This is a genomic window from Streptomyces canus, from assembly GCF_001514145.1.
Taxonomy (GTDB): Bacteria; Actinomycetota; Actinomycetes; order Streptomycetales; family Streptomycetaceae; genus Streptomyces; species Streptomyces canus.
The window spans coordinates 841,075-866,831 of record NZ_KQ948658.1 but is presented as its reverse complement, the minus strand read 5'-3'; the positions used below and the strand labels follow the sequence as shown (position 1 = coordinate 866,831).

Genomic DNA, 25,757 nt, shown 5'->3' with positions numbered 1-25,757 from the left:
CGAAACTCGTTCTAGTTATAGTGACGGGAACGCGGTGATTGGGGTGCTCATGGCGCAGGTGTACGACCATGGTGGCGGCGTCCGGTCCGTTCAGGTGCCCATCCCCGACAATCCGCTCGGCCACACGCTCGTGTACGTCGTCGAGACCGACCGGGGACCGGTGCTGGTCGACACCGGCTGGGACGACCCGGACTCCTGGGACACCCTCGCCGAGGGGCTGACCGCGTGCGGGACCGGCGTGGGCGAGATCCACGGCGTGGTCATCACCCACCACCACCCCGACCACCACGGCCTGTCCGGCAAGGTGCGGGAGGCGTCCGGGGCCTGGATCGCGATGCACGCGGCCGACTCCGCGATCGTGCGGCGCACCCGCGAGACCCGCGCCGAGCGCTGGTTCTCCTACATGACGGCCAAGTTGGTGGCCGCGGGCGCCCCCGAGGACCACGTGGCCCCCCTGCGCACCGCACGCCGCCGCGAACTGCCCGGCTTCTCCCCCGCGTTGCCCGACCGCGAGATCGTCCCCGGCGAACTCCTCGACCTCCCCGGCCGCAGGCTCCGCGCGATCTGGACCCCGGGGCACACGCCCGGCCATGTCTGCCTGCACCTGGAGGAGGAGCACCCCTCCGGACTGCCGGGGCACGGGCGGCTGTTCTCCGGCGATCATCTGCTCCCCGAGATCACCCCGCACATCGGCCTGTACGAGGACCCGGACGACGCCACCGTCACCGACCCCCTCGGCGACTACCTCGACTCCCTGGAACGCGTCGGGCGCCTCGCCCCCGCCGAGGTCCTCCCCGCCCACCAGCACGTCTTCACCGACGCGAGCGCCCGCGTGGGGCAGTTGCTCGCCCACCACGAGGAACGCCTCACCGACCTGCGCTCCCTCCTCGCCGATCCCCTCACCCCCTGGCAGCTCGCCGAGCGCATGGAGTGGAACCGGCCCTGGGACCAGATCCCCTACGGATCACGCAACATCGCGGTCTCGGAGGCCGAGGCGCATCTGCGGCGGCTGGTGAAGCTGGGCCGCGCGGAGGCGGTGACGGGGAGCGACCCGGTGACGTACATGGCTGGCTAGTGCTGTGACCGGGAAGGTTCACCGGGGCCGAGAGCGGCGAGGGAGCGGATGAGCCGCTGGAGCGGATCGGGCAGCCCGTGCGCGAGGCGTGAGAAGGTCGCGGGGTTGTCCAGGGTGACGTAGATCGGGGCGCCGTCCGGGCGGGCCGCGCGGATCGGCCGGAGGCCGACCAGGGTGTTGCCGGCACCCTTCCTGCGCCGGTTGACGCCCCCCAGGGTGTCGTCGCCGATCGAGTAGCAGCCGTGGAAGTACCGCACTCCGTGGGTGCGGTGACAGGTCGCGGGGTGTGCCGCTCGGGATGACCGGCGAGTGCCCAGCCAGAGCCTCGGCGCACCTCGGGTCGGCACGGTCTCCGACCCGTGGGTGCGGGTGTCCCCCTCGGACGCCCCGCTCCTCAAAGCATTTCCTGCTCGACGAAGGCACGGAAGCTGCGCGGTGGGCGGCCGGTGAGGCACTCGACGGTGTCGGTGGTGCGGTTCTCCGCTCCCTCGGCGATGGCGAGGTCCATGCCGGCGAGCAACTCGGCGAACTCGGCGGGCATCCCGGCGGCCAGGCGGTCGCGCATCTGCTCGTAGGTCAGCTGCCGATGGGTGACGCTCCGGCCCGTGACCTCCGAGAGGACCGCTGCGACGTCGCCGTAGCTCAACGCCTGCGGCCCGGTGATGACCAGGTCGGTGTTGGGGGCCTGAGGGGTGGTCAGGGCGTGCACGGCGACCGCGGCGATGTCGTCGGCGTCCACGAACCCGACACGACCCTCGCCGGTGGCGGTCAGCAGGGTTCCGTCCTTGCGGATGCTCTGCGCGTGCGGGTGGTCGCCGGTGAAGTTCTGCATGAACCATGAGGGCCGCAGGACCGCCCACGCGTCGAACAGGCCGGGAAGGGCCTGGTGGACCTGCCCTACGGCTGGACCTCCGGAGGGGATCGCCGACGCGCTGAGCAGCACCACGCGGCGCAGCCCGGCTGCGCGGCCCCGCCGGAGGAAGGGCAGCATGACGGCGGCCGGCTCCCGGGAGCCGAGCGGCGGAATGAGATACAGGCGGTCCACGCCGTCGAGGGCTTCGTCGAACGTCGCAGGGTCGTTCCAGTCGAATCGGACGGCCGGAGCGCCGCCCACCTCGGTGGCCTGCCGGCCGGCGGCCCTGACAGGGTGCCCAGCCGCCACGAGCCGGGAGACGACACGGCTGCCGGTGGTGCCGGTGGCTCCGATGACCAGGGTCGTACCGGGCGTGCTCATCGGCTGCTCCTCGTGAAGTCGCTCATGGATTCCTGGAGCACCACGAGCGGGTTCCAGTAGTCGCGGTAGCGGGTGATCCTGCCGTCCTCGACGGTCACCACGGCGATGTACGTCATGTCGTAGGGGCTGCCGGTCTCCACCAGCCGGCCCACCGCACGCATCTCGACCACGATGGTCTGCGCGGCAGTGGTCTGGTGTATCTCCACGTACGGGAAGTCGTGGAGGTCGATGTGGTCGGGGTAGCCGCGCATGTAGTCGGCGATCGCGGCTTTGCCCTCCAGCCGCTTGGGCCAGCCGTCGGGCGCGAACGGGAACTCGAAGACCCCGTTGTCGTCCCAGAGGTCGATCCAGGCGGCGATGTCCTTGTCGAGCAGCAGTTTCAGGCCGTGGCGGTACAGGTCCGCCGGTGCCGTATGCGTGGGCATGAGTACTCCGTCCCGTAAGATGCGGACCGTGGGTCCGGTTCACTTCGACGATACGGACCCGGGGTCCGTTTTGCAATCGGAGGAAGAAACCGCATGCCCGAACGCAGGCCACGCAAGGACGCAGTGCGCAACCGGGCGGCCGTCCTCGCGGCGGCCGACAGCCTCTTCGCCCGCTGCGAGAGCCCGGAGGCCGTCACCATGGCCGACATCGCGGCAGCGGCCGGCGTCGGCAAAGGGACGCTCTTCCGCGCCTTCGGTGATCGCACCGGCCTGATCCAGGCGCTGTACGCGGAACGGCTCGAACCGGTCAGGAACGCCGTCGAAGCGGGGCCGCCGCCCCTGGGCCCCGCCGCCCCGCCGCTGGAGCGCGTACCCGCCCTGCTCGACGCGCTCCTGTGCTTCAAGCTGGACAACCGCCACCTCGCCCTGGCTCTGGAGGAGACCGGCAGCGGCAGCCCTTACCAGGCCGAACACTACGAACGGTGGCACAGCACGCTTCAAGCCGTACTGGAACGGATCCCCGGTCTCACCGACAGTGCCTTCACCGCTCACGCACTGCTGGCCGCCACCCGCGCCGACCTCGTCGAACACCTCGTCGGCCACCAGCACATGCCCCGGGAGCAACTGCGGGCACACCTCGCGGCCTTCACCGCCAGAATCCTTCAGCCGCGTGCGGCGACGGGGGCAGTGGGCTGAGCGCCCAGGACTGCTTTGTCCAACACGTTCCGCGCCCGTTCGCGTCCGGCAGATTAGGTGAGTTGCTGCCTGGCACCGGTCCCCAGGAACGGTTCGCGAAAGCGTCAGGCTTCAGGAACGACTTCTTCGACCGCCTGACCGCGCGCGGGGACACGCTGTTCGAGCTGACCGACGCGTTTGTGCGCGCGGACAGGCCAGTGACCACGCCGGTAGACCTCGCGCTGACGGCCGCACACCGGCGCGGGCACGGCGTGAGGCCGGCCGGTCCCGAGGCGTTGACCGCCTTCAACCTGCCGGGTGCGGTGGTGCGGGCGGCTTCGGAGCGCCGGGCCAACGGACGGGATGGCCGCCGGGGCCGTCAGTGAGCCAGGATCCGTCGCCCAGGGGCACCAGCTCGTACGGGTTGCTCACCTCGACGGCGAATTCGCCGCTGAGCGTGCCTGTGCGTACGTCAATCAGGTGGTGGCGGAACCACTCCTCCTCGTCTTGGCTCTCACCGCCCAGGGTGACAACGGCCGTGTCATCGGTCAGGTAGCCGCCGCTCCATTCCACGAAGCACTCCTCCGGGTCGTACCCGAAGGCCTCGACGGGGAGGGTGAAGAGCACGTTCCCGTTGGGGTGGTCGTGAAAGGTGACGTCCGCCTGATCGTGGTCGACGGTCATGAACTGCTGCCCGGACGGCGCCAGGTCGATCAGGCAGCGGTCCGACCACGGGTACGTCACGAACTCCGGCTGGCTGTCGATGGCACCCGTACCCCGGATGATGACGGAGCCGTCCTGGCCCTCACCGATGTCGAGGTAGACGCTGCCGTCCGCGGGGTGCACGTGGTGGCTGGCGCCGTGCCCGACCGTCGCCAGCTCCCGGCGGGCGAGGATCACACCGTTCTCGGCGTCGTGTACGACCCACTCGTCTCCGCCCCCGCGTCCCGCCATCGCGTCCGGCCGGTAGACCCACACCGTTCGGCCGTCCAGAGACAGCGCACAGCCAGGCCGGTGGCCATGGCGTACGTCAGAGTGCGGCTCGAATTGCGAAGACCACACCAGGTCGCCGGCACGCGTGAGGCAGATGACACCGTTCAGCGTCGTGTACACGACCTGGTCCAGATCGTGCCGGACCGCCGACTCCACGACCTCGTCGCCGGCCCGCGGCTGGAAAATCGCGGTGGGCTCCAGCGTCCCGCGGGCACTGGAGTCCACGACGTAGGCATGGATCTGGCCGTCGCGGTGGCGCGTGACGACCTTCGGTGGCGGTGCAGGAATCATCCGCTGAGGTTAACTCCCAGGTCAGGCCGCCTGATATTCCGGGGGCGCGCACGCCGAATCTGGTATCGCAGGCCCATATCGCGCTCAGTCTCATGAACAAACCCTCGTGGCGCAGCATTTCGCGGCAGACGGCAAGGGTTCGTTCACAGCTTCTGACGGCTGACGGGGTCAGCCTGAGTACCGCATCGCCCTTATGTCGCAGCTCCAGTCGAGTAACCGCGCCGGCCGGAACGGCACTCGACCCTGCGCACACCAGCAACACCATGTATCGCCAGGCAGTGCGTACCGCCGGGCTGACCGGGCTGAAGGAGATGGCAGCCGATCTCCGGGAGCAGCTTCAACTGCCGCCTCCGCTGCGGTCCCACCAGTCGAGGTCCCGGGCGCGGGGTGCGACGGAGGGAGGGTGTCAAGGCGGCGCCAGGCGTCTCGCGAGTGTCTGGGCTATCCGGAGACGGCTCGCCAGTTGGAAATTCGCCTGTCGGAGACGGCTTGTACTCTGCATTCATTCGACGATCGGACGATCACGGACACGGACAAGCGGGCACGGGGCGGGCGTCCAGGGGCGGGAGCGCGGGGATTTCGATGAGTGACGCACATCCGATACGAAGCCGCAGAACGGGCCTTTCGGTCGGTGCGCGGATTATCGCCGGGGTCGTCCTCGCCGCGATCGGGGCCGTCGGCGCCTGGCTCCAGCACGACGCTCCCGGCCGGAGTGCGGAGCCGCGTACGGAGTTCACCGCGAACAACCCGCCCGCCGGTCTGCCCACCGCGGTCACCACCGGCCAGCACCTCCACTGGTCCCGCTGCACCTCGCCGCCCACCGCGCGCACGGGCTACGACTGCGCCGCCATGAAGGCCCCCCTCGACTACCGGAAACCAGATGGCAGGACGATTGACGTCGCCCTGATCCGCCGTAAGGCCACCGGCCCGAACGCCCGGCGCATCGGCTCGCTCGTCCTCAACTTCGGCGGCCCCGGCGTATCCGGCGTGAGCGGATTACCCGAACGCCTCAACCAGTACAAGCCGCTCCTCGACCGCTACGACCTGGTCTCCTTCGACCCGCGCGGCGTTGGCGCGACCATCCCCGTGCGCTGCGGCAAGAACGCGGACGACACCGGCTACGACGGGGCCGACGCCTGCGCCGAGCACTCCGGGGCGCTCCTCCCGTACATCGGCACCTCGCACACCGCGCGCGACCTCGACCTGATGCGCTACCTCCTCGGCGACGAGCGGCTGCACTACTTCGGCGTCTCGTACGGAACGGCGCTCGGCGCGGTCTACGCCCACCTGTACCCGTCGCACGTCGGACGGCTCGTCCTCGAAGCGTCCGTCGATCCGACCGAGGACCTCAACGAGGAACAGGTGTCGCAGGTCAAGGCGGTCCAGGCGGCGTTCGACCGGTTCGCTGCGCACTGCGCGGCCCGTATCCGCCACTGCCCGACGGGCGATGGGCCCGAGGAGGCCGCGCGACGCATGGCGCGCCTGGCCGACCGTCTGGAGAAGACGCCCGCCCCGGCCGGCGGCGGAAGGAACCTCGACGCCGACGACCTCGCGTACACCGTCAGTGACTATCTCGACCTCGGCACAGACGGCTGGTCGCCGCTCGCCAAGGCGCTCACCGCTCTGATCGACCACAACGACGGCGGTCCGCTGAGCAAGGGCGCGGACGACATCGGCTCCGCCGACCGCGCAGCGACCCCGCGCGACAGCAGCCGCGCCGCCCTGATCGCGATCACCTGCGCGGACTCCAGCCTGCGTCCTGGCTTCGAACGCCTCGACAGGGACAAGGCCCGCATCAAAGCCGCCTCACCCGTCTTCGGCGCGGCCTGGTCCACTGGCGTCTACCTCTGTTACGACTGGCCGTTCGACGGCGAGCGCGCCACGCCCCAGGTGAATGCCGACGGCGCGGCCCCCGTCCTTGTGGTCGGCGGTACCGGCGATCCGACTACCCCGTATCCCGGCGCCCGGCACATGGCCCGCGCCCTGGGCGACGGTGTCGGCGTGCTCCTGACGGCCGAGGAGGAGGGCCACGGCACATACCCGCAGAACCGCTGCGTCGCGGAGGCGGTCGGCACATACCTCCGCACGGGCCGCACTCCGGCCGTGGGGACGGTGTGCCGGGGCAGCATGTCCTGAGGCCCGCACGGATCCGCCGGGCGGTCGTCGGCACACTGGTTCGTTCGCAGGGGCCCTGGGCGTGCACCACCACACCGCCCGGTCCGAGACCGCCTTTTGGGTGGGTGCCGGTGCGGTGGTCGGGGCAGAGCGGCCGGACGATGCGCAGGCGGGTTGCGAGGTCGCTCCGGACGGCCTCGGCCACAGAGACGTGCATCCCCGGCGCACGCTCTCCTGCCGTTTCTGCCCCTCCTGGTCGGTCAGTCTGCTCACCGGTATCGAGGCTCCCCTGGCCGGCCCTCAGCCGCTTCCCTACGGGCGAGTACAGTAGCCAGGTCGTCATCACATGCCGTACGGGGGGAAGCCGGTGCAATTCCGGCGCTTTCCCCTTCCCCAGTGCCCCAAGGGCCTGGGAGACCGGCCGGTGCGCGGCACCGTCGAGGTATACGGAGCCGAGCCGCCCGGGGTCCTCCCGCGCTGTCCGGCTCTCCGCAGGGAGAAGGGCATCCGCCGATCATGAACGTCCGCCGCAGCGCCGCGGTCCTGGCCGCCACCGTCGCCATCGGCACGGCCACACCCGCCGTGGCCGCCGCGCCGTCTCCGTCACCGTCCCTGCCCTCGGGGCTGTACGGCAGCAGCGACCCCACGTACGACGGGGTCTGGCGGCAGTCGCTCACGCTCATCGCCCTGTACCGGGTGCACGCGGAGCCCGCCGCCGCGGCCGTCGACTGGCTGGCCGGGCAGCAGTGCGAGAGCGGGGCGTTCCCGGCGTTCCGCGCGAACCCGGCCAAGGCCTGCGACGCCAAGCTGATGGTCGACACCAACAGCACGGCCGCCGCCGCGCAGGCCCTGTCCGCGGTCGGCGGGCACGGCACCGCGGTCACGAAGGCGGTGACCTGGCTGAAGTCCGTCCAGAACAAGGACGGCGGCTGGGGCTACACCCCCGGCGGGGCCAGCGACGCCAACTCGACGTCAGTTGTCATCGGCGCACTCATGACCCAGCACACCCCGGTCTCGACGATCCGCAACGGCGCGAAGTCGCCCTACGACGCCCTGCTGAAGCTGTCCCTGCCGTGCGCCGACGGAGGCGCGTTCGCCTACCAGCCGGACAAGAAGGGCAAGCTCACGGCCAACGCGGACGCGACCGCGGCGGCCGTCGTCGGTGCGCTGGGCCAGAGCATGGTCTCGGTGAAGGCCGGCGACAAGAAGAACGCCGCCTGCACCGACGCGGCCCGCCCCACTCCGGGGGACGCGGCGGCCAACGGCTCGGCCTACCTGGCGAAGGCCGTCGCGAAGGACGGCCACCTGACGTCCGCCCTGCCCGGCTCCGAGAACCAGCCCGACTACGGCAACACGGCCGACGCGGTCGTGGCGCTGGCCGCGCAAGGCGGGACGGCGGCGGCCTCGGGTCCGCTGCGCTGGCTGGAGCGGAACTCCGCGAAGTGGGCCGAGCAGAACGGCCCGGCGGCATACGCCCAGCTGATCCTCGCCGCCGAGGCGGGTGGCGCCGACCCGAGCGACTTCGGCGGCACGGACCTGGTCAAGCAGCTGACCGCGACGGGACCGGCGCCGGTCACCGCGTCCCAGGACGACTCCGACACGTCCGTCTGGTGGATGGTCGGCGCGGGTCTCGCCGCCGGCGCGGGCGTCGGCTTCCTGCTCAGCAGCCGCAACAAGAGGAAGCAGCCGTGACCCGGCGGGCACTCCTCCTGTCCCTCCTGGCGGGCCTCCTCCTGGCCACCGCGAGCCCGGCCCACGCCGCCGGGTACCGCTACTGGTCCTTCTGGGACCGCACCGGCTCGACCTGGACCTACGCCACCGAGGGCCCCTCGACGGCGGTCCCCTCCGACGGCGACGTCCAGGGCTTCCGCTTCGCGGTGAGCGAGGACTCGGCGGACGCGGACACGCCCCGCGGGACGGCGTCGTTCACGGCGATCTGCGGGGACACGGCGGCGCGGGACGGCCGTAAGCGCGTGGCCCTGGTCCTCGACTTCGGTACGGCTTCGGACGCCCCGTCCGGCGAGACGCCCCCGGCCCGGCGCACCGAGTGCGCGGTGGTACCCCGCGACGCGACGACGGCGGAGGCCCTGGCGACGGCGGCCAAGCCGCTCCGCTACAACACCAACGCCCTGCTGTGCGCGATCGCGGGGTATCCGGAGACGGGGTGCGGGGAGCAGGTGACGGGAGCGACGAAGCCGGCGCCCGCCGAGAAAAAGCAGGACGACGGCCCGTCGGTGGGCCTCTGGGTGGGAGCGGCGGGCGTGGTGGCGTTGGGCGCGGCGGCGGTATGGCAGGCGAGGCGCCGCCGGCATGCGTAACGCACCCGCGCGGCCTGCCGGCGGTCGTGCCGCCGCCCCGAAAACGGGCGGCACCCGGCCGACGCCGACGAGCGCACCCGCCCCGGCTCAGGTCCACCGCCCCGCGCCCCTGCACCCCGGCGCCTGGTGGCTGTGGGCCCTCTCCCTCGGGACAGCGGCCACCCGCACCACCAACCCCCTCCTCCTCGCCCTCCTCATCACCACCTCCGCGTACGTGGTGGCGACCTGCCGCCGGACCACTCCCTGGTCCCACTCCTACGCCGCCTTCGTCAAACTCGCCCTCGCCGTCCTCCTGGTCCGTCTCCTCTTCGCGATCACTCTGGGCTCCCCCATTCCCGGCACGCACGTGCTCGTCACCCTCCCCGAACTCCCCCTCCCCGACTGGGCGCAGGGCATCCGGCTGGGCGGCAGGGTCACCGCGGAGTCCCTCGTCTTCGCCCTCTACGACGGCCTGAAACTGGCCACCCTCCTCATCTGCGTGGGCGCGGCGAACGCCCTCGCCAACCCGCACCGCCTCCTCAAGTCCCTCCCCGGCGCCCTCTACGAACTCGGCGTCGCCGTGGTGGTGGCCCTGACCTTCGCCCCCCATCTCATCGCCGACGTCCAGCGCCTCCGTTCCGCCCGCCGCCTCCGGGGCCGCCCGGACTCCGGCATCCGCGGTCTCCTCCAGGTCGGACTCCCGGTGCTGGAGGGCGCGTTGGAGCGCTCGGTCGCCCTCGCCGCGGCGATGGACGCCCGCGGCTACGGCCGTACGGCCGAGGTCCCGCCCCGAGTCCGCCGTACGACCACCGCGCTCACCCTCGGCGGCCTGCTCGGAGTCTGCGCGGGAACGTACGGACTGCTCACCGCCGAGGGCGGCACGTACGGCATCCCCGTCCTGCTCGCCGGACTCGCCGCCGCCCTCGCCGGTCTGCGTCTGGGCGGCCGCCGCACCCCGCGCACCCGTTACCGCCCGGACCGCTGGGACGTCCGGTCCTTCCTGGTCGCCGGTTCCGGCGCGGCCGTGGCGGTGGCGATGTTCCTCGCAGGCGCCTCCGATCCGGCGGCCCTGCACCCCGGCGTGGTGCCGCTCGTCGCGCCCACCCTGCCTCTGCTGCCTGCCGCGGCCGTCCTGCTCGGCCTGCTGCCGGCCTTCCTCGCCCCCACTTCCAAGGAGCCGTCGTCGTGATCCGCTTCGAGGATGTCTCCGTGACGTACGACGGTGCAGCCGAACCCACCGTCCGGGGCGTCGACTTCGAGGTGCCGGAGGGTGAACTCGTGCTGCTCGTGGGCCCGTCGGGGGTCGGCAAGTCCACGATCCTCGGCGCGGTCAGCGGGCTCGTCCCGCACTTCACCGGCGGCACCCTGCGCGGCCGGGTCACGGTGGCCGGCCGCGACACCCGTACCCACAAGCCGCGCGAACTGGCCGACGTGGTCGGCACGGTGGGCCAGGATCCGCTGTCCCACTTCGTCACGGACACCGTGGAGGACGAACTCGCCTACGGCATGGAGTCGTTGGGCCTGTCGCCGACGGTGATGCGCCGCCGGGTGGAGGAGACCCTGGACCTGCTGGGCCTGGCGTCCCTGCGCGACCGTCCCCTGGCCACCCTCTCCGGGGGCCAGCAGCAGCGCGTGGCGATCGGCTCGGTCCTCACTCCGCATCCCCGGGTCCTGGTCCTGGACGAACCGACGTCGGCCCTGGACCCCGCGGCCGCGGAGGAGGTCCTCGCCGTCCTCCAACGACTGGTCCACGATCTCGGCACCACGGTCCTCATGGCCGAACACCGCCTGGAACGCGTCATCCAGTACGCCGACCAGGTCGCCCTCCTGCCCGCCCCCGGGGAGGCACCGGTCTTCGGCACCCCGGCCGAGATGATGGCCGTATCCCCGGTGTACCCGCCGGTGGTGGACCTGGGCCGGCTGGCGGGCTGGTCCCCGCTACCCCTGACGGTCCGCAACGCCCGCCGCCAGGCAGGACCTCTACGGGACCGACTCGCCGCACAGGCACCCGCAGCCGCCGACGGCGAGACCGCCCCGCAGGGGCCACCCGCACCCGACGACGAAAGCCGCACGTGTGGTGCGGGTGGGAACAGCATCCCGGCCGAAGGCCGGGCATTCCGCCGCTGGCGTCCCCGCCGCAGTCGCCCCACGCCCAGCACGACCCACCTCACCGCCGAAGTCCAGGCCCTCTCCGTCCGAAGAGCCCGCGTCCAGGCCCTGCGCCACATCGACCTCACCGTCCACCCCGGCGAGACCATCGCCCTCATGGGCCGCAACGGCGCCGGCAAGTCCACCCTCCTCAACGCCCTGGTAGGCCTCGTCGAACCCTCCACCGGCACCGTCCGCGTAGGCGGCGCCCAGCCCCACCGCACCGTCCCGCAGGACCTCGTACGCCGCGTGGGCCTCGTACCCCAGGAACCCCGCGACCTCCTGTACGCCGACACGGTCGCCGCAGAGTGCCGAGCCGCGGACACCGACGCCCACACAACACCCGGCACCTGCCGCGCCCTCGTAGAAGACCTCCTCCCCGGCGTCACCGACGACACCCACCCCCGCGATCTCTCCGAAGGACAGCGGCTCGCCCTCGCCCTCGCCGTGGTCCTGGCCGCCCGCCCGCCCCTCCTGCTCCTCGACGAACCGACCCGCGGCCTGGACTACGCCGCGAAGGCCCGCCTCGTCGATCTGCTGAGGGAACTCGCCGCCGGCGGCCACGCGATCGTGCTGGCCACACACGACGTGGAACTCGCCGCCGAGCTCGCCCACCGGGTGATCCTGCTGGCCGAGGGCGAGGTGATCGCCGACGGCCCGGCGGCGGACGTCATCACGGCCTCCCCCTCCTTCGCCCCGCAGGTCAGCAAGATCCTCGCCCCTCAGCGGTGGCTCACGGTGACCCAGGTTCGAAGGGCCCTGACATGACCCGAGCCGTACGCCTCGGCCCCCGCTCCCTGCTCACCCTCGCCCTGGTCAGCGCCGTGGGTGTCGTCGCCTTCGGCTGGCCCTTCCTCGCCCCGCCCACCTCCCGGGTCGGCACCCACACCCAGGACGCCCCCTGGCTCTTCGCCGGACTCCTCGTCCTCCTCGTCGCGGTGGTCGCGGCGGCGATCGCGGAGTCGGGCCTTGGCCCCAAGGCCGTGGCCATGCTCGGGGTACTCGCCGCGACCGGCGCCGCACTCAGACCGATCGGCGCGGGTACGGCCGGCATCGAGCCGATGTTCTTCCTGATGGTGCTCAGCGGCCGGGTTCTCGGCCCCGGCTTCGGCTTCGTGCTCGGCAACGTCACGATGTTCGCGTCCGCCCTGCTCACGGGCGGGGTGGGTCCGTGGATGCCGTTCCAGATGCTGGCGATGGGCTGGTTCACGATGGGCGCGGGCCTGCTGCCGGGCGCTGAGCGGACGAGGGGCCGGGCCGAGGTCCGCCTCCTCGCGGCGTACGGCTTCCTCGCCGCGTTCGCCTATGGCACCGCCATGAACATGGCCGGCTGGCCCTTCATGGGCGCCCTCGCCTCGAATATCGCCTTCGACCCGAACGCCGGCGTCCCCGCCAACCTGGCCCGTTTCGTCACGTACTGCCTGGCCACGTCCCTGGGCTGGGACCTCGGCCGGGCCCTGGTGACCGTCGTCCTGACGCTCGCCCTCGGTCCGGCCCTCCTCAGGGCGCTCCGCCGGGCCACCCGGCGCGCCGCCTTCGAGGCCCAGGTCACATTCGAGGCGCTTGAGCGGTGAAGCACCCCACATGACCCAGGTCACCTACTAATGGGAACAGTAGGAGCATTTCAGACATAACACCCACCCTGCACCCCTTCTGACCTGCACTTTGAGAGCCAGGTCACACGGATACCCTTTCCCGGCGATTCGACCACAACTAGTAAAAGGGGTCATTGCGGACGCCTTCCGGGCCTGTTTCTCTGGACCACGTCGCACGGCGCCGACAAGCCCACGGGCCTCGGCGCCGCCGCATGTCCCCCGGGTCTGCGAGCGGCACCCACGTCCCCGAAGAAAAGGTTCTCCGTGTCCGTCTCCCGCATCGCCCGCCGCATCTCTTCCCCCAAGAAGGCCATCACCACCGTCGCGTTGGCCGCCGCCACCGCCGGCCTGGTCCTGACCGCGGCGCCGGCTCAGGCGGCCACCACGAACTCGCCCGCCCAGGCCAAGGCCATCGCGCACAAGATGATCCCGAACGCCGCGCAGTACGCCGCGTTCAGCAAGATCGTCGAGCACGAGAGCGGCTGGGACGTCGACGCCATGAACTCCTCCTCCGGCGCCTACGGCCTGGTCCAGGCCCTGCCCGGTTCGAAGATGGCCGCCGCCGGCTCGGACTGGAAGACCAACGCCAAGACCCAGATCAAGTGGGGCCTGGACTACATGAACTCCCGCTACGGCAGCCCGACCGCCGCCTGGTCCTTCTGGCAGGCCAACGGCTGGTACTGAGCCACCGCGCGCATCACCCCCGGACGCCGTCGAAGAACCGCACCACCTGCGGTGCCGACACGGCGAGGGAGCCGAAGTGATCCACGGCTCCCTGATCGACCACCCGCACCCTCGCTCCCTGACCTGCGAGGGTGCGGGCGCATGTCCGGGTGTTGCCGATGGGCACGTCGGTGTCGCCGGCACCGGCGTACAGCCGCACCGGCACCTCCGGCTTCCAGTCGCAGGTGTGGTCGGCGGCGCGCATCGCGTCCAGCACGGCGCCGGACGGATGCCGCAGACGCTCGTAGAAGGCGGGCGTGAGCAGCTGCTTCACCGAGGGCGCGAGTCCCCTGACGACGTCCTCCTCCTCGTGGCGTCCGTCGAAGAGGCCCTCGACCCGGCTCGCGTACGGTGCGCGGAAGACCTCGGACGGGTCCTTGTAGAGGGGGTGCAGTCGGTTCTGCGCGACCAGCCAGTAGGAGAGGTAGAGGACCCCGCTGATGTCGTTGACCCGGCCGTCGAACAGCGCGGGCATCTCCTGGCCCTCGCCGTCGTACGGGCCGCTGACCGGCGCCAGCGCCTTCAGCCGGAAGTGCCGGTCGGCGCCCCCGTCCAGCACCTTGCCGAGCGCCATCGCGACCTGGCCGCCCTGCGAGAAGCCCGTCACGTACACGTCCCCGGTGAGCGGACGCGCGAGCCGGTCCGCAGCCGTCCGCGCGGCGCGCAGCATGTCGAGGGAGGCGGTCACCGACGAGGCGGTGTCCATGTACGGATGCCGGCCCGGGCCCCTGCCGAGGCCGAGGTAGTCGGGGGCGGCCACGGCACGGCCCGCGCTCGCGTTGAGATACGACGGGACCCGCCCGAAGTCCTCGCTCGCCGAGGGCGCGTAGTCGCGGTGGACCATCGTGCCGTGGGTGTCGGAGACCAGGTCGAGGCGGTGGCCGCCGCCCTTGGGGAGCGTCAGCAGCCCCGTCGCGGTGGTGGGTGCACCCTGCGGGTCGACGGTCCGGTACGTCAGCCGGTATGCCCGTACGCCGTACTGCACGGAGTCCGTGGCCACGTCCCGCCCGTCCAGGAACGCCCGGACGGCCCCCGCGTCCCGGTCGGCGACCGGGGTGACGGAGACCAGCTCCCCGCGCCCCGTCCGGTGCGCCTGCTCACCGGTGGCAGCTGCCACCGGCGCCGCGGCGAGCGCGGCCAGCAGCAGGGCTGCCGCTCCGGCGAGCCCCCGCCGCGTGCGCCAACTCGCCCGTGTTCCCTGGGATGTGCGCGTCTCATCACTCATGTGCTCGACGCTAGGGACGCGCAGGTCATGCCGGCATCCGAGAGTCCCCCGCATCCGTGGTGGACTTGAGTGCACCCTGCCCATGCGGCCGCCCGGAGACTCGATGAGCGAACAGAGCAGCACCGACCCGAAGACGGCCGGCGATCCCGAGGCGCGCGGACTGCGCCTGGTGGTTGTGCTGTTGGGGCTGACGGTGGTCAGTGGACTGATCGACGCGGTCAGCTATCTGGGCCTGGAGCACGTCTTCACCGCGAACATGACCGGCAACGTGGTCGTGCTCGGGTTCGCCGCCGCCGGGGCGCCCGGCTTCTCGGTGGCGCACACACTGACCTCGCTGGGGTCCTTCGTCGTGGGCGCGGCGGCGGGCGGCCGGGGCACCGTACGGCTCGGCGGTGGCTCCCGGCGTACCTGGGTCCGGCTCACGCTCGCCGCCGAGGCGGTGCTGCTGGGGATCACGGCGGTGGTCGCCTTCGCCGCGCCCGGCGCCACGGCCACCGCCTACACCCTCATCGCCGTCACGGCCTTCGCCATGGGCCTGCGCAACGCCACGGTCCGCAAGCTCGGCGTCCCTGACCTGACGACGACCGTGCTGACCATGACGCTGACCGGCCTCGCCGCCGACTCCCGGGCCGGCGGCGGCCACGGCATCCGTTCGCCCCGCCGTACGGCGTCCGTGATCGCGATGGTCGCAGGGGCCACGCTGGGCGCGTGGCTGGTGCTCCATCACGGCCTCGGGATTCCGCTGGCGATCTCGGCGGGGCTGGTGGCGGTGCTGGCGGTGGTCGCCTCGGGGCGCGAGTGACCCCCTTTTTCAAGAGCTGTCCGAAGCGCTACTTGGCCAGGAAGGACAGCAGCGCCGCGTTGACCTCCTCCGCGTACGTCCACAGCAGACCGTGCGGCGCGCCCTCGATCTCGACGTACTCGGCGGAGGGCAGCAGCGCGTGGAAGGGCCGCCCGGTCGCGTCGATCGGCAGGATGCGGTCACCGGTGCCGTGCACGATCAGCGACGGTACGTCTATCTTCGCCACGTCGGCCCGGAAGTCGGTGATCCAGGTCGGTACGCAGGCCACCGAGGCGTGCGCCGAGGCCCCCGCGGCGACGTTCCAGCTGTTGCGCACGGCCGCCTCGCTGATCCGGCTGCCCAGCGTCTCGTCCAGGTTGTAGAAGTCCTGGTAGAACGCGTCGAAGTAGGCGTACCGGTCCTTGGTGACCGCGTCCAGGATCCCGTCGAAGACCGCCTGGTCCACGCCGGTCGGGTTGTCATCGGTCTTGAGCAGGAAGGGCTCGAGCGAGGCCAGGAAGACGGCCTTGGCGACCCGCCCCGAACCGTACCTGCCCAGGTAGCGGCCCACTTCACCGGTGCCCATCGAGAAACCGACGAGGACCGCGTCGGTCAGGTCCAGGCTGGTGAGCACCTTGTCGAGGTCGGCGGCGAAGGTGTCGTAGTCGTAGCCCGTGGTCGGCTGCGAGGAGCGACCGAAGCCGCGGCGGTCGTACGTGATGACGCGGTGGCCGGCCTCCAGCAGGACCGGGACCTGCTTCTCCCAGGAGTGGCCGTCGAGCGGGTAGCCGTGGATCAGGACGACGGGCTGTCCGGTGCCGTGGTCCTCGTAGTAGAGCTCGATCGGCGCGCTGTTCTCTTCCCCAACGGCGATGTACGGCATGTCGGTTCGTCCTCTCGTAGCGGAGCTCCCAGCTCACCAGGGGCGGCTGGTTCGCGCCAGGCAGAATGACAGGCGGAAGTAGGGAGCGCTTGTTCTCATTGTCATGATGACCAGTCACACTTCCTCTCTCGCGACCCCCTTCGGCGGCACCCTCCGCTCCCTGCGCCGGGCCGCCCGGCTGACCCTGGAGGAGCTCTCCGAGGCCTCCGGAGTCAGCGTCCGCGCGCTCGGCGACATGGAGCGCGGTCGCAGCCGCGGGCCGCAGCGCCGTACCGTCGACGCCCTCGCCGCGGCGCTCGGGCTCGACGGCGAACAGCGCGAGCGCTTGCAGCGGCTGGCCGACGCCGGCCGGGAGCGCGGCGGGGCGCCGACGCCGCCGTATCTTCTCCGGACCGTCCCGGACTTCACCGGCCGGGAGCCGGAGCTCGCGGAGCTGGAGTCCCTGGCCACCGGCACGCGTACGCGTGCCGTGGTGCTCTTCGGGCCGGGCGGACAGGGCAAGACCACGCTCGCCGCGGAAACGCTACGACGCCTGTCCGGCTCCTTCCCGGACGGCTGTGTCTGCGTCCAGCTGCACGGCATGAGCGACTCGCCGCTGCCGGCCGACGAGGCGCTGGTCCTCCTGCTGACGGCGCTCGGTCTTCCGACGGAGCGGATCCCGGTCGACTCCGCGGCCCGCGAGGCCGCCTACCGGGCCGCTCTCGCCACCCGCCGCGCCCTGGTCGTCCTCGACGACGCGGCCGACGAGACCCAGACCAGGCCGCTGCTGCCGGACGCCGAGGGCAGCTTCGTGCTGGTCACCAGCAGACGGCCGCTGGCCGGTCTCGAAGGCGTACGGCGGATCAGGCTCGGCGGGCTCAGCGGCGGGGAGTCGGCGACCCTCCTGGAGCGGATCCTGGGCGCCCCGCGCACCGACGGACAGTCCGAGGCGATCACCCGGCTGACCGAGCTGTGCGGACACCTCCCGCTGGCCCTGCGCATCGTCGGCAACCGCCTCTCCAGCCGACCGAGCTGGACCCCGACCCGGCTGGCGGGCCACCTCGCCGACGAGGAACGCCGGTTGAGCGGACTGGTCGCGGGCGACCTCGCCGTACGCGGCGCTCTCGCCCTCTCCTACGGCCAACTCACCGAACCGCACCGGCTGTTGCTGCGCCGGCTCTCGCTCGTCCCCGGCCATGACACCGGTCCCGACCTCGCCGCCGTCCTGACCGGCGAGGACCCGCTCACCACCGGGGACTCCCTCGACCTCCTGGTCGACCGGGGCCTGCTGGAGGAGACCGCACCCGGCCGGTACGCCCTCCATGATCTCGTACGGCTCTTCGCACGCGAGCGACTCGCCGGCGAGGAGCCCGAGTCGGTGGCCCGGGAGATCCAACCGCGCATGGCGGACTGGTTGTTGAGGTCGGCCTCGGCGGCGGGCCGGCTGTTCGAGGCACCGGGCGCGCCCGAGCCGTGGGCGGGTGAACCCGCCGTCTCCGCCCCGGAGTCCGCCGCGGACGCGGAGGAGTGGCTCGTCGCCGAGCGCTCCAACTGGGCTGGCGCCCTGCCCCTGATGTACGCGGCGGGCCGGCACGCGGAGATCCTGCACACCTCACGCACCCTGTACTGGTTCTCCGACCGCTGGACCCAGTGGCCCGAGTGGCGGACCCTCTTCTCGTACGGCGCCCGGTCCGCGGCCGCCGTCGGGGACCGGGCGGCCGAGGCCCACCAGCTCAACTGCCTCGCCTGGGCCCACGGGGTCGGCGCGTACCAGTACGAACAGGCCGAACACCTCGCCCGCAGAGCACTGGAGTTGGCGACCGAGACCGGCGACGAGGGCCAGCAGGCCTGGGCGTGGTCGTACATCACCGGGGCCCTTCTGAGCCTGGACCGGCCCGCGGAAGCCGCGGAGGCCGCCGCGAAGGCCATCCTGCTCTTCGAGGCCGTCGGCGACACCGCCGGGAAGGCGGTCTCCCAGCGGGTCCTCGGCAAGGCGCTGCGCGAATCCGGCCGTGCCGAGGAGGCGCTGGCCCTGCACCGGGCCCTGCTCGACACCTCCGCCGGGGATGTCCCCGGCCTGACCGAGTTCGTCCAGGCCCTGCTCCGCCACGAGATCGCGAACGATCTGCTGGCCCTCGAACGATGGCCCGAGGCGGCGGCGGCCTACCGCACCGTCGCCACCCCCCTGGCCCGCGGCGACCTCGACCGCTTCCAGGCCCAGGCCCTCACCGGCCTCGCCACGGCCCTGCACCACTGCGGCGAACTCCCCGAGGCTCGCGAACACCTCACCCGGGCCCACGAACTGTTCACAGCGGCCGGCGACACGGCGTCGGCGGCGAAAACGGCGACGACGATCGAGCGCCTCGGGTAGCTCGGCGAGCGGTCGACGACCTCAGCCCGGATCCACCGCCACCCGGTGAGCCGGCGGCGCGACGTCCAGATCCTCCAGGTGGTCCAGATCGAACGGCTCGTCCATCGAGTTGCGGACCTCGATCTCCTGGGCCTCGTGCCGGGTCAGCGGAAAGACGGACTCGCGCCGGGCACCGAGTCGCCGGAGGTCCTCATCCGACGTGTCGACCCCGCCGCCTTCGCCACCTTCGTCGACTGGACGTCTACAAGCGCTGAATGATCGTGCCGGTGGCCAGGCCGCCCCCCGCGCACATCGTGATCAGCGCGAACTCCTTGTCCGTGCGCTCCAGTTCATGCAGGGCCGTCGTGATGAGCCGGGCCCCGGTGGCTCCCACCGGGTGCCCGAGCGCGATCGCACCGCCGTTGACGTTGACCTTCTCCAGGTCCTGCTCGAAGACCTGGGCCCAGCTGAGCACGACCGACGCGAAGGCCTCGTTGATCTCGACGAGGTCGATGTCCCTCAGGGACATGCCCGCCTTCCCGAGCACCGCACGGGTCGCGTCGATCGGACCGTCGAGGTGGAAGTGCGGGTCGGCCCCGACGAGTGCCTGTGCCACGATCCGGGCCCGCGGCTTCAGCTTCAGCGCCCGCGCCATCCGCTTCGACGCCCACATGATCGCCGCGGCGCCGTCGCTGATCTGGGAGGAGTTGCCGGCCGTGTGGATCGCCGTCGGCATGACCGGCTTGAGGCCCGCCAGAGCCTCCATGGACGTGTCGCGCAGCCCCTCGTCCCGGTCGACCAGCCGCCACATGCCCTGCCCGGCGCGCTGTTCGTCCTCGGTGGTCGGCACCTGGACCGCGAACGTCTCCCGCTTGAAGCGCTCCTCGGACCAGGCGACGGCCGCCCGCTCCTGCGAGACCAGACCGAGCGAGTCGACGTTCTCCCGGGTCAACCCCCGGTGGCGTGCGATGCGTTCGGCCGCCTCGAACTGGTTCGGCAGGTCGACGTTCCACTCGTCGGGGAACGGCTTCCCGGGCCCGTGCTTCGACCCCGACCCCAGCGGCACCCGGGACATCGCCTCGACACCGCAGCTGATGCCGACGTCGATGACCCCGGCCGCGACCATGTTGGCGACCATGTGGGAGGCCTGCTGGGACGAGCCGCACTGGCAGTCGACCGTCGTCGCCGCCGTCTCGTACGGCAGCCCGACGGTCAGCCAGGCGGTGCGCGCGGGGTTCATGGACTGTTCGCCGGCGTGGGTGACCGTGCCGCCGACGATCTGTTCCACCGCGTCGGCGGGGATGGCGGTGCGGCCGAGGAGTTCACGGTAGGTCTCGCCCAGCAGATAGGCGGGATGCAGATTGGCGAGCGCGCCGCCGCGCCTGCCGATGGGAGTGCGGACGGCTTCGACGATCACGGGTTCGGCGGCCATGGGTGCGGGTCCTCTCCTCCGAACGGATCCATGGAACTTCCCTGGAACACGCAGAACTAGTACGTGTTCTACTTCGCGCTGCTTTGCAGTCTGCTGACGAGCCGCCCACCACCGCAAGGGTCGTGCACACAATTGAGGGCTCCGTGCCCCTTGCCACTTGTAGAACCCGTTATTACCTTCACGGCAGCTCTGTTCCTGATGGGCCGTCAGAAAGCTGTCGAACGGCTGGAGTGAGTTGCCGATGTCGTGTCCAGCGCTTCCCGACGGGTTCGACTTCACCGACCCCGATCTGCTGCAAAGTCGCGTACCGCTGCCGGAGTTCGCCGAACTGCGCCGGGCCGAACCGGTGCGCTGGATCCCCCAGCCGGGGAACGTCGCCGGCTTCCAGGACGAGGGGTACTGGGCGGTCACCCGGCACGCGGACGTCAAGTACGTCTCCACCCACCCGGAGATCTTCTCGTCGTACCTCAACACGGCGATCATCCGCTTCAACGAACGCATCGATCGCGACGCGATCGACGCGCAACGGCTGATCCTGCTGAACATGGACCCGCCCGAGCACACCCGCGTCCGTGGAATCGTCCAGCGCGTCTTCACCCCGAGGGCCATCCGCGCCTTGGAGGAACGCCTCCGCAACCGCGCCCAGTCGATCGTCGACACCGCGCGCGCCCTGCCCGGTGCCTCCTTCGACTTCGTCACCCAGGTCGCCTGCGAACTGCCCCTCCAGGCCATCGCCGAGCTCATCGGCATCCCGCAGGACGACCGGGCGAAGATCTTCGACTGGTCCAACAAGATGATCTCGTACGACGATCCGGAGTACGCGATCAGCGAGGAGGTCGGCCAGGAGTCGGCCATGGAGGTCATCGCCTACGCGATGAACATGGCGGCCGACCGCAAGCAGTGCCCGGCGAAGGACATCGTCACGACCCTGGTGGCGGCGGAGGACGAGGGCAACCTGAACTCCGACGAGTTCGGCTTCTTCGTGCTGATGCTGGCGGTCGCGGGCAACGAGACGACCCGCAACGCCATCACCCACGGTATGCACGCCTTCCTCACCCACCCCGACCAGTGGGAGCTCTACAAGGCCGAGCGCCCCTCGACGGCGGCGGAGGAGATCGTGCGCTGGGCCACGCCGGTCAACTCCTTCCAGCGCACGGCCACCCAGGACACGGAGCTGGGCGGCAAGCAGATCAAGAAGGGCGACCGCGTGGGCATCTTCTACGCCGCCGCCAACCACGACCCCGAGGTCTTCGAGAACCCGGACGTCTTCGACATCACCCGCGACCCCAACCCCCACCTCGGCTTCGGCGGCGGAGGCCCGCACTACTGCCTCGGCAAGTCCCTGGCGGTCCTGGAGATCGACCTGATCTTCAACGCCATCGCCGACGCCATGCCCAACCTCCGCGCGGCCGGCGACCCCCGCCGCCTGCGCTCGGCATGGATCAACGGAGTCAAGGAGCTTCAGGTCACCCTGAGCTGACCCCTGCCCCGGCGCCCGGGCCGACGGTCCCTCCAGGCCGCCGGCCCGTCCCGGTGCGTGCGGACCGCCCCGCGAGATGCCCGGCCGGGACCCCGGGCACCACACCACGCCGGCCACCTCGGGCAGCGACCCGTCGGCCAACTCCCGCCGCCCGAGCCGCACTTCGGCCGCCTGGGCGACACGCTTCTCCCCGGCCGGGAACTCGACGTCCCCGGCATCGAGCGGTCGTACGGCATCAGCGGCCCCACCGCGACCGGCCACCACGAACCCTCAGCCGCCGAACAACACAAAGCCGCCCCCCGAGAGGCGCTTACCGCTTCACCAGCGCCCGTTCCTCATCGACTTCCGCGGCAGCGGCCACCACCCGAGCCCGCGGCCCCTGGAACACGTACGACAACCCGAACCCACCGGCGACCACCGCCGCACCCCCCACCGCGTCCAGCACCCAGTGGTTGCCGGTGGCCACGATCGCCGAGACGGTGAACAGCGGGTGCAGCAGCCCGAGCCCCTTCATCCACCACCGGGGCGCGATGATCGCGATGACGACCCCGCACCACAGCGACCACCCGAAGTGCAGCGAGGGCATCGCCGCGTACTGATTGGTCAGGGCGGTGAGCGTGCCGTAGTCCGGCTTGGAGAAGTCCTGGACTCCGTGCACGGTGTCGATGACCCCCAGCGCCGGCATCAGCCGAGGCGGTGCCAGCGGATAGAGCCAGAACCCGACGAGGGCCAGCAGGGTCGCGAACCCGAGCGAGGCCCGGGCCCACCGGTAGTCCCCCGGCCGCCGCCAGTACAGAACGGCGAGCACGCTCAGCGGCACCACGAAGTGGAAGGACTCGTAGTAGAAGTCGAAGAAGTTCCGCAGCCAGTCGACCTTGACGACCGCGTGGTTGGCCCAGTGCTCGATGTCGATGTGCAGCCGGCGCTCGATGTCCAGGATCTGCCGGCCGTGCTCCTCGGCGGTGGCCCGCCCCGCGGAGTTGGTTCCGCCGGTGGCCGCGAGTCTGACCTGCTGGTAGGCGGCGTAGGTGACACGAATCAGCAGCAGTTCGAGGAGCAGATTGGGCCGGGTCAGCACCCGCCGCAGGATCGGCAGCAGCGGCACGCCCCGCAGCCGCGCGGGCACCGGCGCCGCGTACGCCGTGGGGATCGGCGTCTGGTAGTACGGCGAGGTCCGCGACAGGAAGGGAATCACCGTGGCGGCGGCGAGCGCGGCCAGCAGCACCACGTTGTCCCGCAGGGTGTACAGCGCCGAGATGTGCGGCAGCATCATCGACGCCGGGAGGGTCATCACCACGACGACGGCCACGGGCCACACATACCGGTCGGAGGCGCGCTTGCCGACCCGCCCGACGACCGCGAGCAGCACCCACAGCAGCTGGTGCTGCCAGGTGGTCGGCGAGACGGCGATCGCCGCGCACCCGGTGATCGCGACGGCGAGCAGCAGCTGGCCGTCGCGGGCGTAGCGCACGGCCCGCCGCAGGCCCAGCGCGGCGACGGCCGCGCCGAGGACCAGGAAGAGGGAGATCTCCAGCGGTCCGGCCACACCGAGACGCAGCAGCATGCCGTGCAGGGACTGGTTGGAGAGGTCGTCGGCGGGACCGCCGAGTCCGGTGCCCGCGATGTGGTGCACCCAGTAGGTGTACGAGTCGTGCGGCATCGCGGCCCAGGCCAGCGCGGTGCCTGCGGTGAAGGTCGCGGCCGTGGTCAGGGCGCCCCGGCGGCGGCCGGTGAACCAGAGCAGGGGCGCGAAGAGCAGGACCGTGGGCTGGAGGGCGGCGGCGAGACCGATGAGCAGGCCGCTGACCCGCTCACCCCGGACGACGAAGCAGGCGACCAGGACCAGCAGGACCGGCATGATGCTGGTCTGCCCGAGGTAGAGCGTGTTGCGCACGGGCAGCGACAGCATGAGCAGGCTGATCGCGACCGGCGCGGCGAGCAGCGAGGTGCGGCGGCCGACCGGCTGGGGGAGGGCGCGGGCGGCGACGAGGCCGAGGGCGACGACCAGGAGCAGCGTGCCGAAGGTCCAGCCCCAGCCGAGAGCCTGTTCGGCGGCCCGGGTGAGCGGCTTCAGGACGAGTCCCCCGAACGGGGTACCGGTGAACTGCGTCGAGTCGTACAGCGAACCCTTCACATGCAGGACGCCGTCCGGACCGACCCAGGTCTCCAGGTCCGTCAGCCGCTCGCCTCTGGGGGTACTGAGGACGACGGCCACCTGTCTGACGGCGAGGACGGCGGCCACCAGCCACAGGGCCAGCCTGGCCGCCCGCAGCCGCGCCTGGACCTCCGTAGTCCCACTGTGCTCCGCATTCGCCACGCCTCGTCGGCCTCGCAATCCCGGTCGTGCCATGCGTCCGAGAGGAAGGACGCAGGCAACCCCCGCTTCACCTGACGTCCGCCTCCATTTGTCCGAATGACGATAGTCCGCGGCGAGTGCCGTCGCTCGGTCAGGGCGCGAGATGGATCACACGGGACGCCGGAAGACGCGTCCCTGACCAGGCACGGGGTACCTGCATACAGCACATTTATGCACGCTCCGCGACCGGGCTTGAGCATTACGTGAACCCGGCAAGTCCACCTATGGTCGCTTTTTGCCCTTGTCCCCGTCGAAAGGCAGGCGAGCGAAGTTTTGCCGAGTGCCCCAGCCCTCACCCATCCTGTCCACGCCCCTCGTGACCCCGGCACCCCCGATGCCGTCGTCGTCGACCCCGCCCTCGTGAAGCGTGCCGTCAAGGCCGCCGCACTGGGCAACGCCATGGAGTGGTTCGACTTCGGCGTCTACAGCTACATCGCCGTCACCCTGGGCAAGGTCTTCTTCCCGTCCGGCAATCCGACCGCCCAGCTCCTGTCGACGTTCGGCGCCTTCGCCGCGGCCTTCCTGGTCCGCCCGCTCGGCGGCCTGGTCTTCGGCCCGCTGGGCGACCGTGTGGGCCGCCAGAAGGTCCTCGCCGTGACCATGATCATGATGGCGGCCGGCACCTTCGCCATCGGCCTGATCCCGTCGTACGCCACGATCGGCGTCGGCGCCCCGCTGCTGCTCCTGGCCGCCCGTCTGGTCCAGGGCTTCTCGACCGGTGGCGAGTACGCGGGCGCGTCCACCTTCATCGCCGAGTACGCGCCCGACAAGAAGCGCGGCTTCCTCGGCAGCTGGCTGGAGTTCGGCACGCTGGCCGGTTACATCGCCGGCGCCGGTCTCGTCACGGTGATGACGGCCCTGCTGTCCACCGAGGACCTGGTGTCCTGGGGCTGGCGGATCCCGTTCCTGATCGCGGGCCCGATGGGCGTCGTCGGCCTCTATCTGCGGCTGCGCCTGGAGGAGACCCCGGCGTTCGCGGCCGAGGCAGAGAAGGCCGAGTCGAGCCGCCCGAAGGTCCCGCTGCGCGAGATGATCACCGGCCAGTGGCGGACCCTGCTGCTCTGCGTGGGTCTGGTCCTGGTCTTCAACGTCACCGACTACATGCTGCTGTCGTACATGCCGAGTTATCTGACCAGCGAGCTCAAGTACGACGAGACGCACGGCCTGCTCGTCGTCCTCGCGGTGATGGCGCTGATGATGGTCGTCCAGCCCTTCGCGGGCGCCCTGAGCGACCGCGTCGGCCGCCGCCCGGTGATCGCCGCGGGCTGCGCGGGCTTCCTGCTGCTCTCGGTACCGGCCCTGCTGCTGATCCGTCAGGGCAGCCTGTTCGCGATCGCGCTCGGCATGGGCGCGCTGGGCCTGCTCCTGGTCTGCTTCACGGCGGCGATGCCCTCCGCCCTCCCGGCCCTCTTCCCGACCCGGGTGCGCTACGGCTCCCTCTCGGTCGGCTTCAACATCTCGGTGTCCCTCTTCGGCGGCACGACCCCGCTGGTGGTGACGGCCCTGATCGGCGCGACCGGGAACATGATGATGCCCGCCTACTACATGATGGCCGCGGCCGTGATCGGCGGCGTGGCGGTGTGGTTCATGACGGAGTCGGCGGGCCGGCCCCTGCCGGGCTCGCCGCCGCAGCGGTAATCCGCTGACAGCGACCGGGTGCCGGACTATATTCGTTAGAGCAACTAGTTAGCCGCTCTAAC

At 71.4% G+C, this 25,757-nt stretch carries 21 protein-coding genes and 1 pseudogene; 14 read left to right on the top strand and 8 right to left on the bottom strand.

Features of this window, described 5'->3' with window-relative positions:
* Nucleotides 1-49: 49 nt before the first annotated feature.
* Complete coding sequence (locus AQJ46_RS13330; protein ID WP_059205750.1) at nt 50-1,075, top strand: MBL fold metallo-hydrolase; 1,026 nt, start codon at nt 50-52, stop codon at nt 1,073-1,075.
* A gap of 104 nt (nt 1,076-1,179) precedes the next feature.
* Here AQJ46_RS13330 and AQJ46_RS52115 read toward each other — a convergent pair.
* The 3 genes and pseudogenes from AQJ46_RS52115 to AQJ46_RS13315 all read right to left on the bottom strand — a co-directional run.
* Nucleotides 1,180-1,439, bottom strand: a pseudogene (locus AQJ46_RS52115) (IS630 family transposase); the annotation flags it as partial.
* A gap of 30 nt (nt 1,440-1,469) precedes the next feature.
* The gene (locus tag AQJ46_RS13320) at nt 1,470-2,309 is read right to left on the bottom strand and encodes an NmrA family NAD(P)-binding protein (RefSeq protein WP_059205748.1); all 840 of its coding nucleotides are present in this window, start codon (nt 2,307-2,309) and stop codon (nt 1,470-1,472) included.
* The gene (locus tag AQJ46_RS13315; protein ID WP_059205747.1) at nt 2,306-2,734 is read right to left on the bottom strand and encodes a nuclear transport factor 2 family protein; all 429 of its coding nucleotides are present in this window, start codon (nt 2,732-2,734) and stop codon (nt 2,306-2,308) included. The genes AQJ46_RS13320 and AQJ46_RS13315 overlap by 4 nt, the downstream gene beginning before the upstream one ends.
* Before the next feature lie 93 nt (nt 2,735-2,827).
* On the opposite strand from AQJ46_RS13315, the gene AQJ46_RS13310 reads away from it, so the two are divergent.
* Complete coding sequence (locus AQJ46_RS13310) at nt 2,828-3,430, top strand: TetR/AcrR family transcriptional regulator (protein WP_059205746.1); 603 nt, start codon at nt 2,828-2,830, stop codon at nt 3,428-3,430.
* A gap of 285 nt (nt 3,431-3,715) precedes the next feature.
* Here the strand turns inward: AQJ46_RS13310 and AQJ46_RS13305 are convergent, their stop codons facing one another.
* The gene (locus tag AQJ46_RS13305) at nt 3,716-4,693 is read right to left on the bottom strand and encodes a hypothetical protein (protein ID WP_059205745.1); all 978 of its coding nucleotides are present in this window, start codon (nt 4,691-4,693) and stop codon (nt 3,716-3,718) included.
* Between the two features lie 582 nt (nt 4,694-5,275).
* Between AQJ46_RS13305 and AQJ46_RS13300 the strand changes: the two genes are divergently transcribed.
* The 7 genes from AQJ46_RS13300 to AQJ46_RS13270 all read left to right on the top strand — a co-directional run bounded on the left by AQJ46_RS13300 (nt 5,276) and on the right by AQJ46_RS13270 (nt 13,532).
* Nucleotides 5,276-6,829: an alpha/beta hydrolase gene (locus AQJ46_RS13300; protein WP_059205744.1), complete on the top strand. Its 1,554-nt coding sequence runs from the start codon at nt 5,276-5,278 to the stop codon at nt 6,827-6,829.
* Nucleotides 6,830-7,324: 495 nt separating this feature from the next.
* Nucleotides 7,325-8,500: a prenyltransferase/squalene oxidase repeat-containing protein gene (locus AQJ46_RS13295; protein ID WP_059205743.1), complete on the top strand. Its 1,176-nt coding sequence runs from the start codon at nt 7,325-7,327 to the stop codon at nt 8,498-8,500.
* On the top strand, nt 8,497-9,126 hold the full coding sequence (locus tag AQJ46_RS13290) for an SCO2322 family protein (protein ID WP_059205742.1): 630 nt from the start codon (nt 8,497-8,499) through the stop codon (nt 9,124-9,126). The genes AQJ46_RS13295 and AQJ46_RS13290 overlap by 4 nt, the downstream gene beginning before the upstream one ends.
* The gene (locus tag AQJ46_RS13285; RefSeq protein WP_059205741.1) at nt 9,119-10,294 is read left to right on the top strand and encodes an energy-coupling factor transporter transmembrane component T; all 1,176 of its coding nucleotides are present in this window, start codon (nt 9,119-9,121) and stop codon (nt 10,292-10,294) included. The genes AQJ46_RS13290 and AQJ46_RS13285 overlap by 8 nt, the downstream gene beginning before the upstream one ends.
* A complete protein-coding gene (locus AQJ46_RS13280) occupies nt 10,291-12,021 on the top strand; it encodes an ABC transporter ATP-binding protein (protein WP_059205740.1) in 1,731 nt (576 codons plus the stop codon). Before AQJ46_RS13285 ends, AQJ46_RS13280 begins: the two co-directional genes overlap by 4 nt.
* On the top strand, nt 12,018-12,827 hold the full coding sequence (locus tag AQJ46_RS13275; RefSeq protein WP_059205739.1) for an ECF transporter S component: 810 nt from the start codon (nt 12,018-12,020) through the stop codon (nt 12,825-12,827). Before AQJ46_RS13280 ends, AQJ46_RS13275 begins: the two co-directional genes overlap by 4 nt.
* A 285-nt stretch (nt 12,828-13,112) precedes the next feature.
* Nucleotides 13,113-13,532, top strand: coding sequence for an aggregation-promoting factor C-terminal-like domain-containing protein (locus AQJ46_RS13270; RefSeq protein WP_059205738.1), 420 nt, complete (start codon nt 13,113-13,115; stop codon nt 13,530-13,532).
* Between the two features lie 13 nt (nt 13,533-13,545).
* On the opposite strand, the gene AQJ46_RS13265 is transcribed toward AQJ46_RS13270, so the two are convergent.
* Nucleotides 13,546-14,796 (bottom strand): alpha/beta hydrolase family protein, encoded by a 1,251-nt coding sequence (locus tag AQJ46_RS13265; RefSeq protein WP_059205737.1) that lies wholly within the window; start codon nt 14,794-14,796, stop codon nt 13,546-13,548.
* Between the two features lie 103 nt (nt 14,797-14,899).
* Here AQJ46_RS13265 and AQJ46_RS13260 point away from each other — a divergent pair, with 103 nt between their 5' ends.
* Nucleotides 14,900-15,598, top strand: coding sequence for a YoaK family protein (locus AQJ46_RS13260; protein WP_059205736.1), 699 nt, complete (start codon nt 14,900-14,902; stop codon nt 15,596-15,598).
* A 28-nt stretch (nt 15,599-15,626) separates the two neighbouring features.
* On the opposite strand, the gene AQJ46_RS13255 is transcribed toward AQJ46_RS13260, so the two are convergent.
* Nucleotides 15,627-16,460: an alpha/beta fold hydrolase gene (locus tag AQJ46_RS13255; RefSeq protein WP_059205735.1), complete on the bottom strand. Its 834-nt coding sequence runs from the start codon at nt 16,458-16,460 to the stop codon at nt 15,627-15,629.
* A gap of 106 nt (nt 16,461-16,566) precedes the next feature.
* Between AQJ46_RS13255 and AQJ46_RS13250 the strand changes: the two genes are divergently transcribed.
* Together AQJ46_RS13250 and AQJ46_RS55430 are read left to right on the top strand one after the other, a co-directional pair.
* Nucleotides 16,567-18,810, top strand: coding sequence for an XRE family transcriptional regulator (locus AQJ46_RS13250; RefSeq protein WP_059205866.1), 2,244 nt, complete (start codon nt 16,567-16,569; stop codon nt 18,808-18,810).
* A 45-nt stretch (nt 18,811-18,855) separates the two neighbouring features.
* Nucleotides 18,856-19,068: a hypothetical protein gene (locus AQJ46_RS55430; protein WP_159064021.1), complete on the top strand. Its 213-nt coding sequence runs from the start codon at nt 18,856-18,858 to the stop codon at nt 19,066-19,068.
* Here the strand turns inward: AQJ46_RS55430 and AQJ46_RS13245 are convergent.
* Nucleotides 19,052-20,221, bottom strand: a complete 1,170-nt coding sequence (locus AQJ46_RS13245; protein ID WP_059205734.1) for a steroid 3-ketoacyl-CoA thiolase — start codon at nt 20,219-20,221, stop codon at nt 19,052-19,054. The two genes, AQJ46_RS55430 and AQJ46_RS13245, sit on opposite strands and share 17 nt — an antisense overlap.
* 241 nt (nt 20,222-20,462) lie before the next feature.
* Between AQJ46_RS13245 and AQJ46_RS13240 the strand changes: the two genes are divergently transcribed.
* The gene (locus AQJ46_RS13240; RefSeq protein WP_059205733.1) at nt 20,463-21,701 is read left to right on the top strand and encodes a cytochrome P450; all 1,239 of its coding nucleotides are present in this window, start codon (nt 20,463-20,465) and stop codon (nt 21,699-21,701) included.
* Nucleotides 21,702-22,011: 310 nt separating this feature from the next.
* Here the strand turns inward: AQJ46_RS13240 and AQJ46_RS13235 are convergent, their stop codons facing one another.
* A complete protein-coding gene (locus AQJ46_RS13235; RefSeq protein ID WP_059205732.1) occupies nt 22,012-24,018 on the bottom strand; it encodes a bifunctional glycosyltransferase 87/phosphatase PAP2 family protein in 2,007 nt (668 codons plus the stop codon).
* A 312-nt stretch (nt 24,019-24,330) separates the two neighbouring features.
* On the opposite strand from AQJ46_RS13235, the gene proP reads away from it, so the two are divergent.
* The gene (gene proP / locus AQJ46_RS13230) at nt 24,331-25,695 is read left to right on the top strand and encodes a glycine betaine/L-proline transporter ProP (protein ID WP_059205731.1); all 1,365 of its coding nucleotides are present in this window, start codon (nt 24,331-24,333) and stop codon (nt 25,693-25,695) included.
* The last annotated feature ends 62 nt before the right edge of the window (nt 25,696-25,757 follow it).

Bases quoted from the DNA above. Each gene is read 5' to 3' on its own strand.
- AQJ46_RS13330 (WP_059205750.1), top strand. From the start codon at position 50: ATGGCGCAGGTGTACGACCATGGTGGCGGCGTCCGGTCCGTTCAGGTG.
- AQJ46_RS13320 (WP_059205748.1), bottom strand. From the start codon at position 2,309: ATGAGCACGCCCGGTACGACCCTGGTCATCGGAGCCACCGGCACCACC.
- AQJ46_RS13315 (WP_059205747.1), bottom strand. From the start codon at position 2,734: ATGCCCACGCATACGGCACCGGCGGACCTGTACCGCCACGGCCTGAAA.
- AQJ46_RS13310 (WP_059205746.1), top strand. From the start codon at position 2,828: ATGCCCGAACGCAGGCCACGCAAGGACGCAGTGCGCAACCGGGCGGCC.
- AQJ46_RS13305 (WP_059205745.1), bottom strand. From the start codon at position 4,693: ATGATTCCTGCACCGCCACCGAAGGTCGTCACGCGCCACCGCGACGGC.
- AQJ46_RS13300 (WP_059205744.1), top strand. From the start codon at position 5,276: ATGAGTGACGCACATCCGATACGAAGCCGCAGAACGGGCCTTTCGGTC.
- AQJ46_RS13295 (WP_059205743.1), top strand. From the start codon at position 7,325: ATGAACGTCCGCCGCAGCGCCGCGGTCCTGGCCGCCACCGTCGCCATC.
- AQJ46_RS13285 (WP_059205741.1), top strand. From the start codon at position 9,119: ATGCGTAACGCACCCGCGCGGCCTGCCGGCGGTCGTGCCGCCGCCCCG.
- AQJ46_RS13275 (WP_059205739.1), top strand. From the start codon at position 12,018: ATGACCCGAGCCGTACGCCTCGGCCCCCGCTCCCTGCTCACCCTCGCC.
- AQJ46_RS13265 (WP_059205737.1), bottom strand. From the start codon at position 14,796: ATGAGTGATGAGACGCGCACATCCCAGGGAACACGGGCGAGTTGGCGC.
- AQJ46_RS13260 (WP_059205736.1), top strand. From the start codon at position 14,900: ATGAGCGAACAGAGCAGCACCGACCCGAAGACGGCCGGCGATCCCGAG.
- AQJ46_RS13255 (WP_059205735.1), bottom strand. From the start codon at position 16,460: ATGCCGTACATCGCCGTTGGGGAAGAGAACAGCGCGCCGATCGAGCTC.
- AQJ46_RS13250 (WP_059205866.1), top strand. From the start codon at position 16,567: ATGACCAGTCACACTTCCTCTCTCGCGACCCCCTTCGGCGGCACCCTC.
- AQJ46_RS13245 (WP_059205734.1), bottom strand. From the start codon at position 20,221: ATGGCCGCCGAACCCGTGATCGTCGAAGCCGTCCGCACTCCCATCGGC.
- AQJ46_RS13240 (WP_059205733.1), top strand. From the start codon at position 20,463: ATGTCGTGTCCAGCGCTTCCCGACGGGTTCGACTTCACCGACCCCGAT.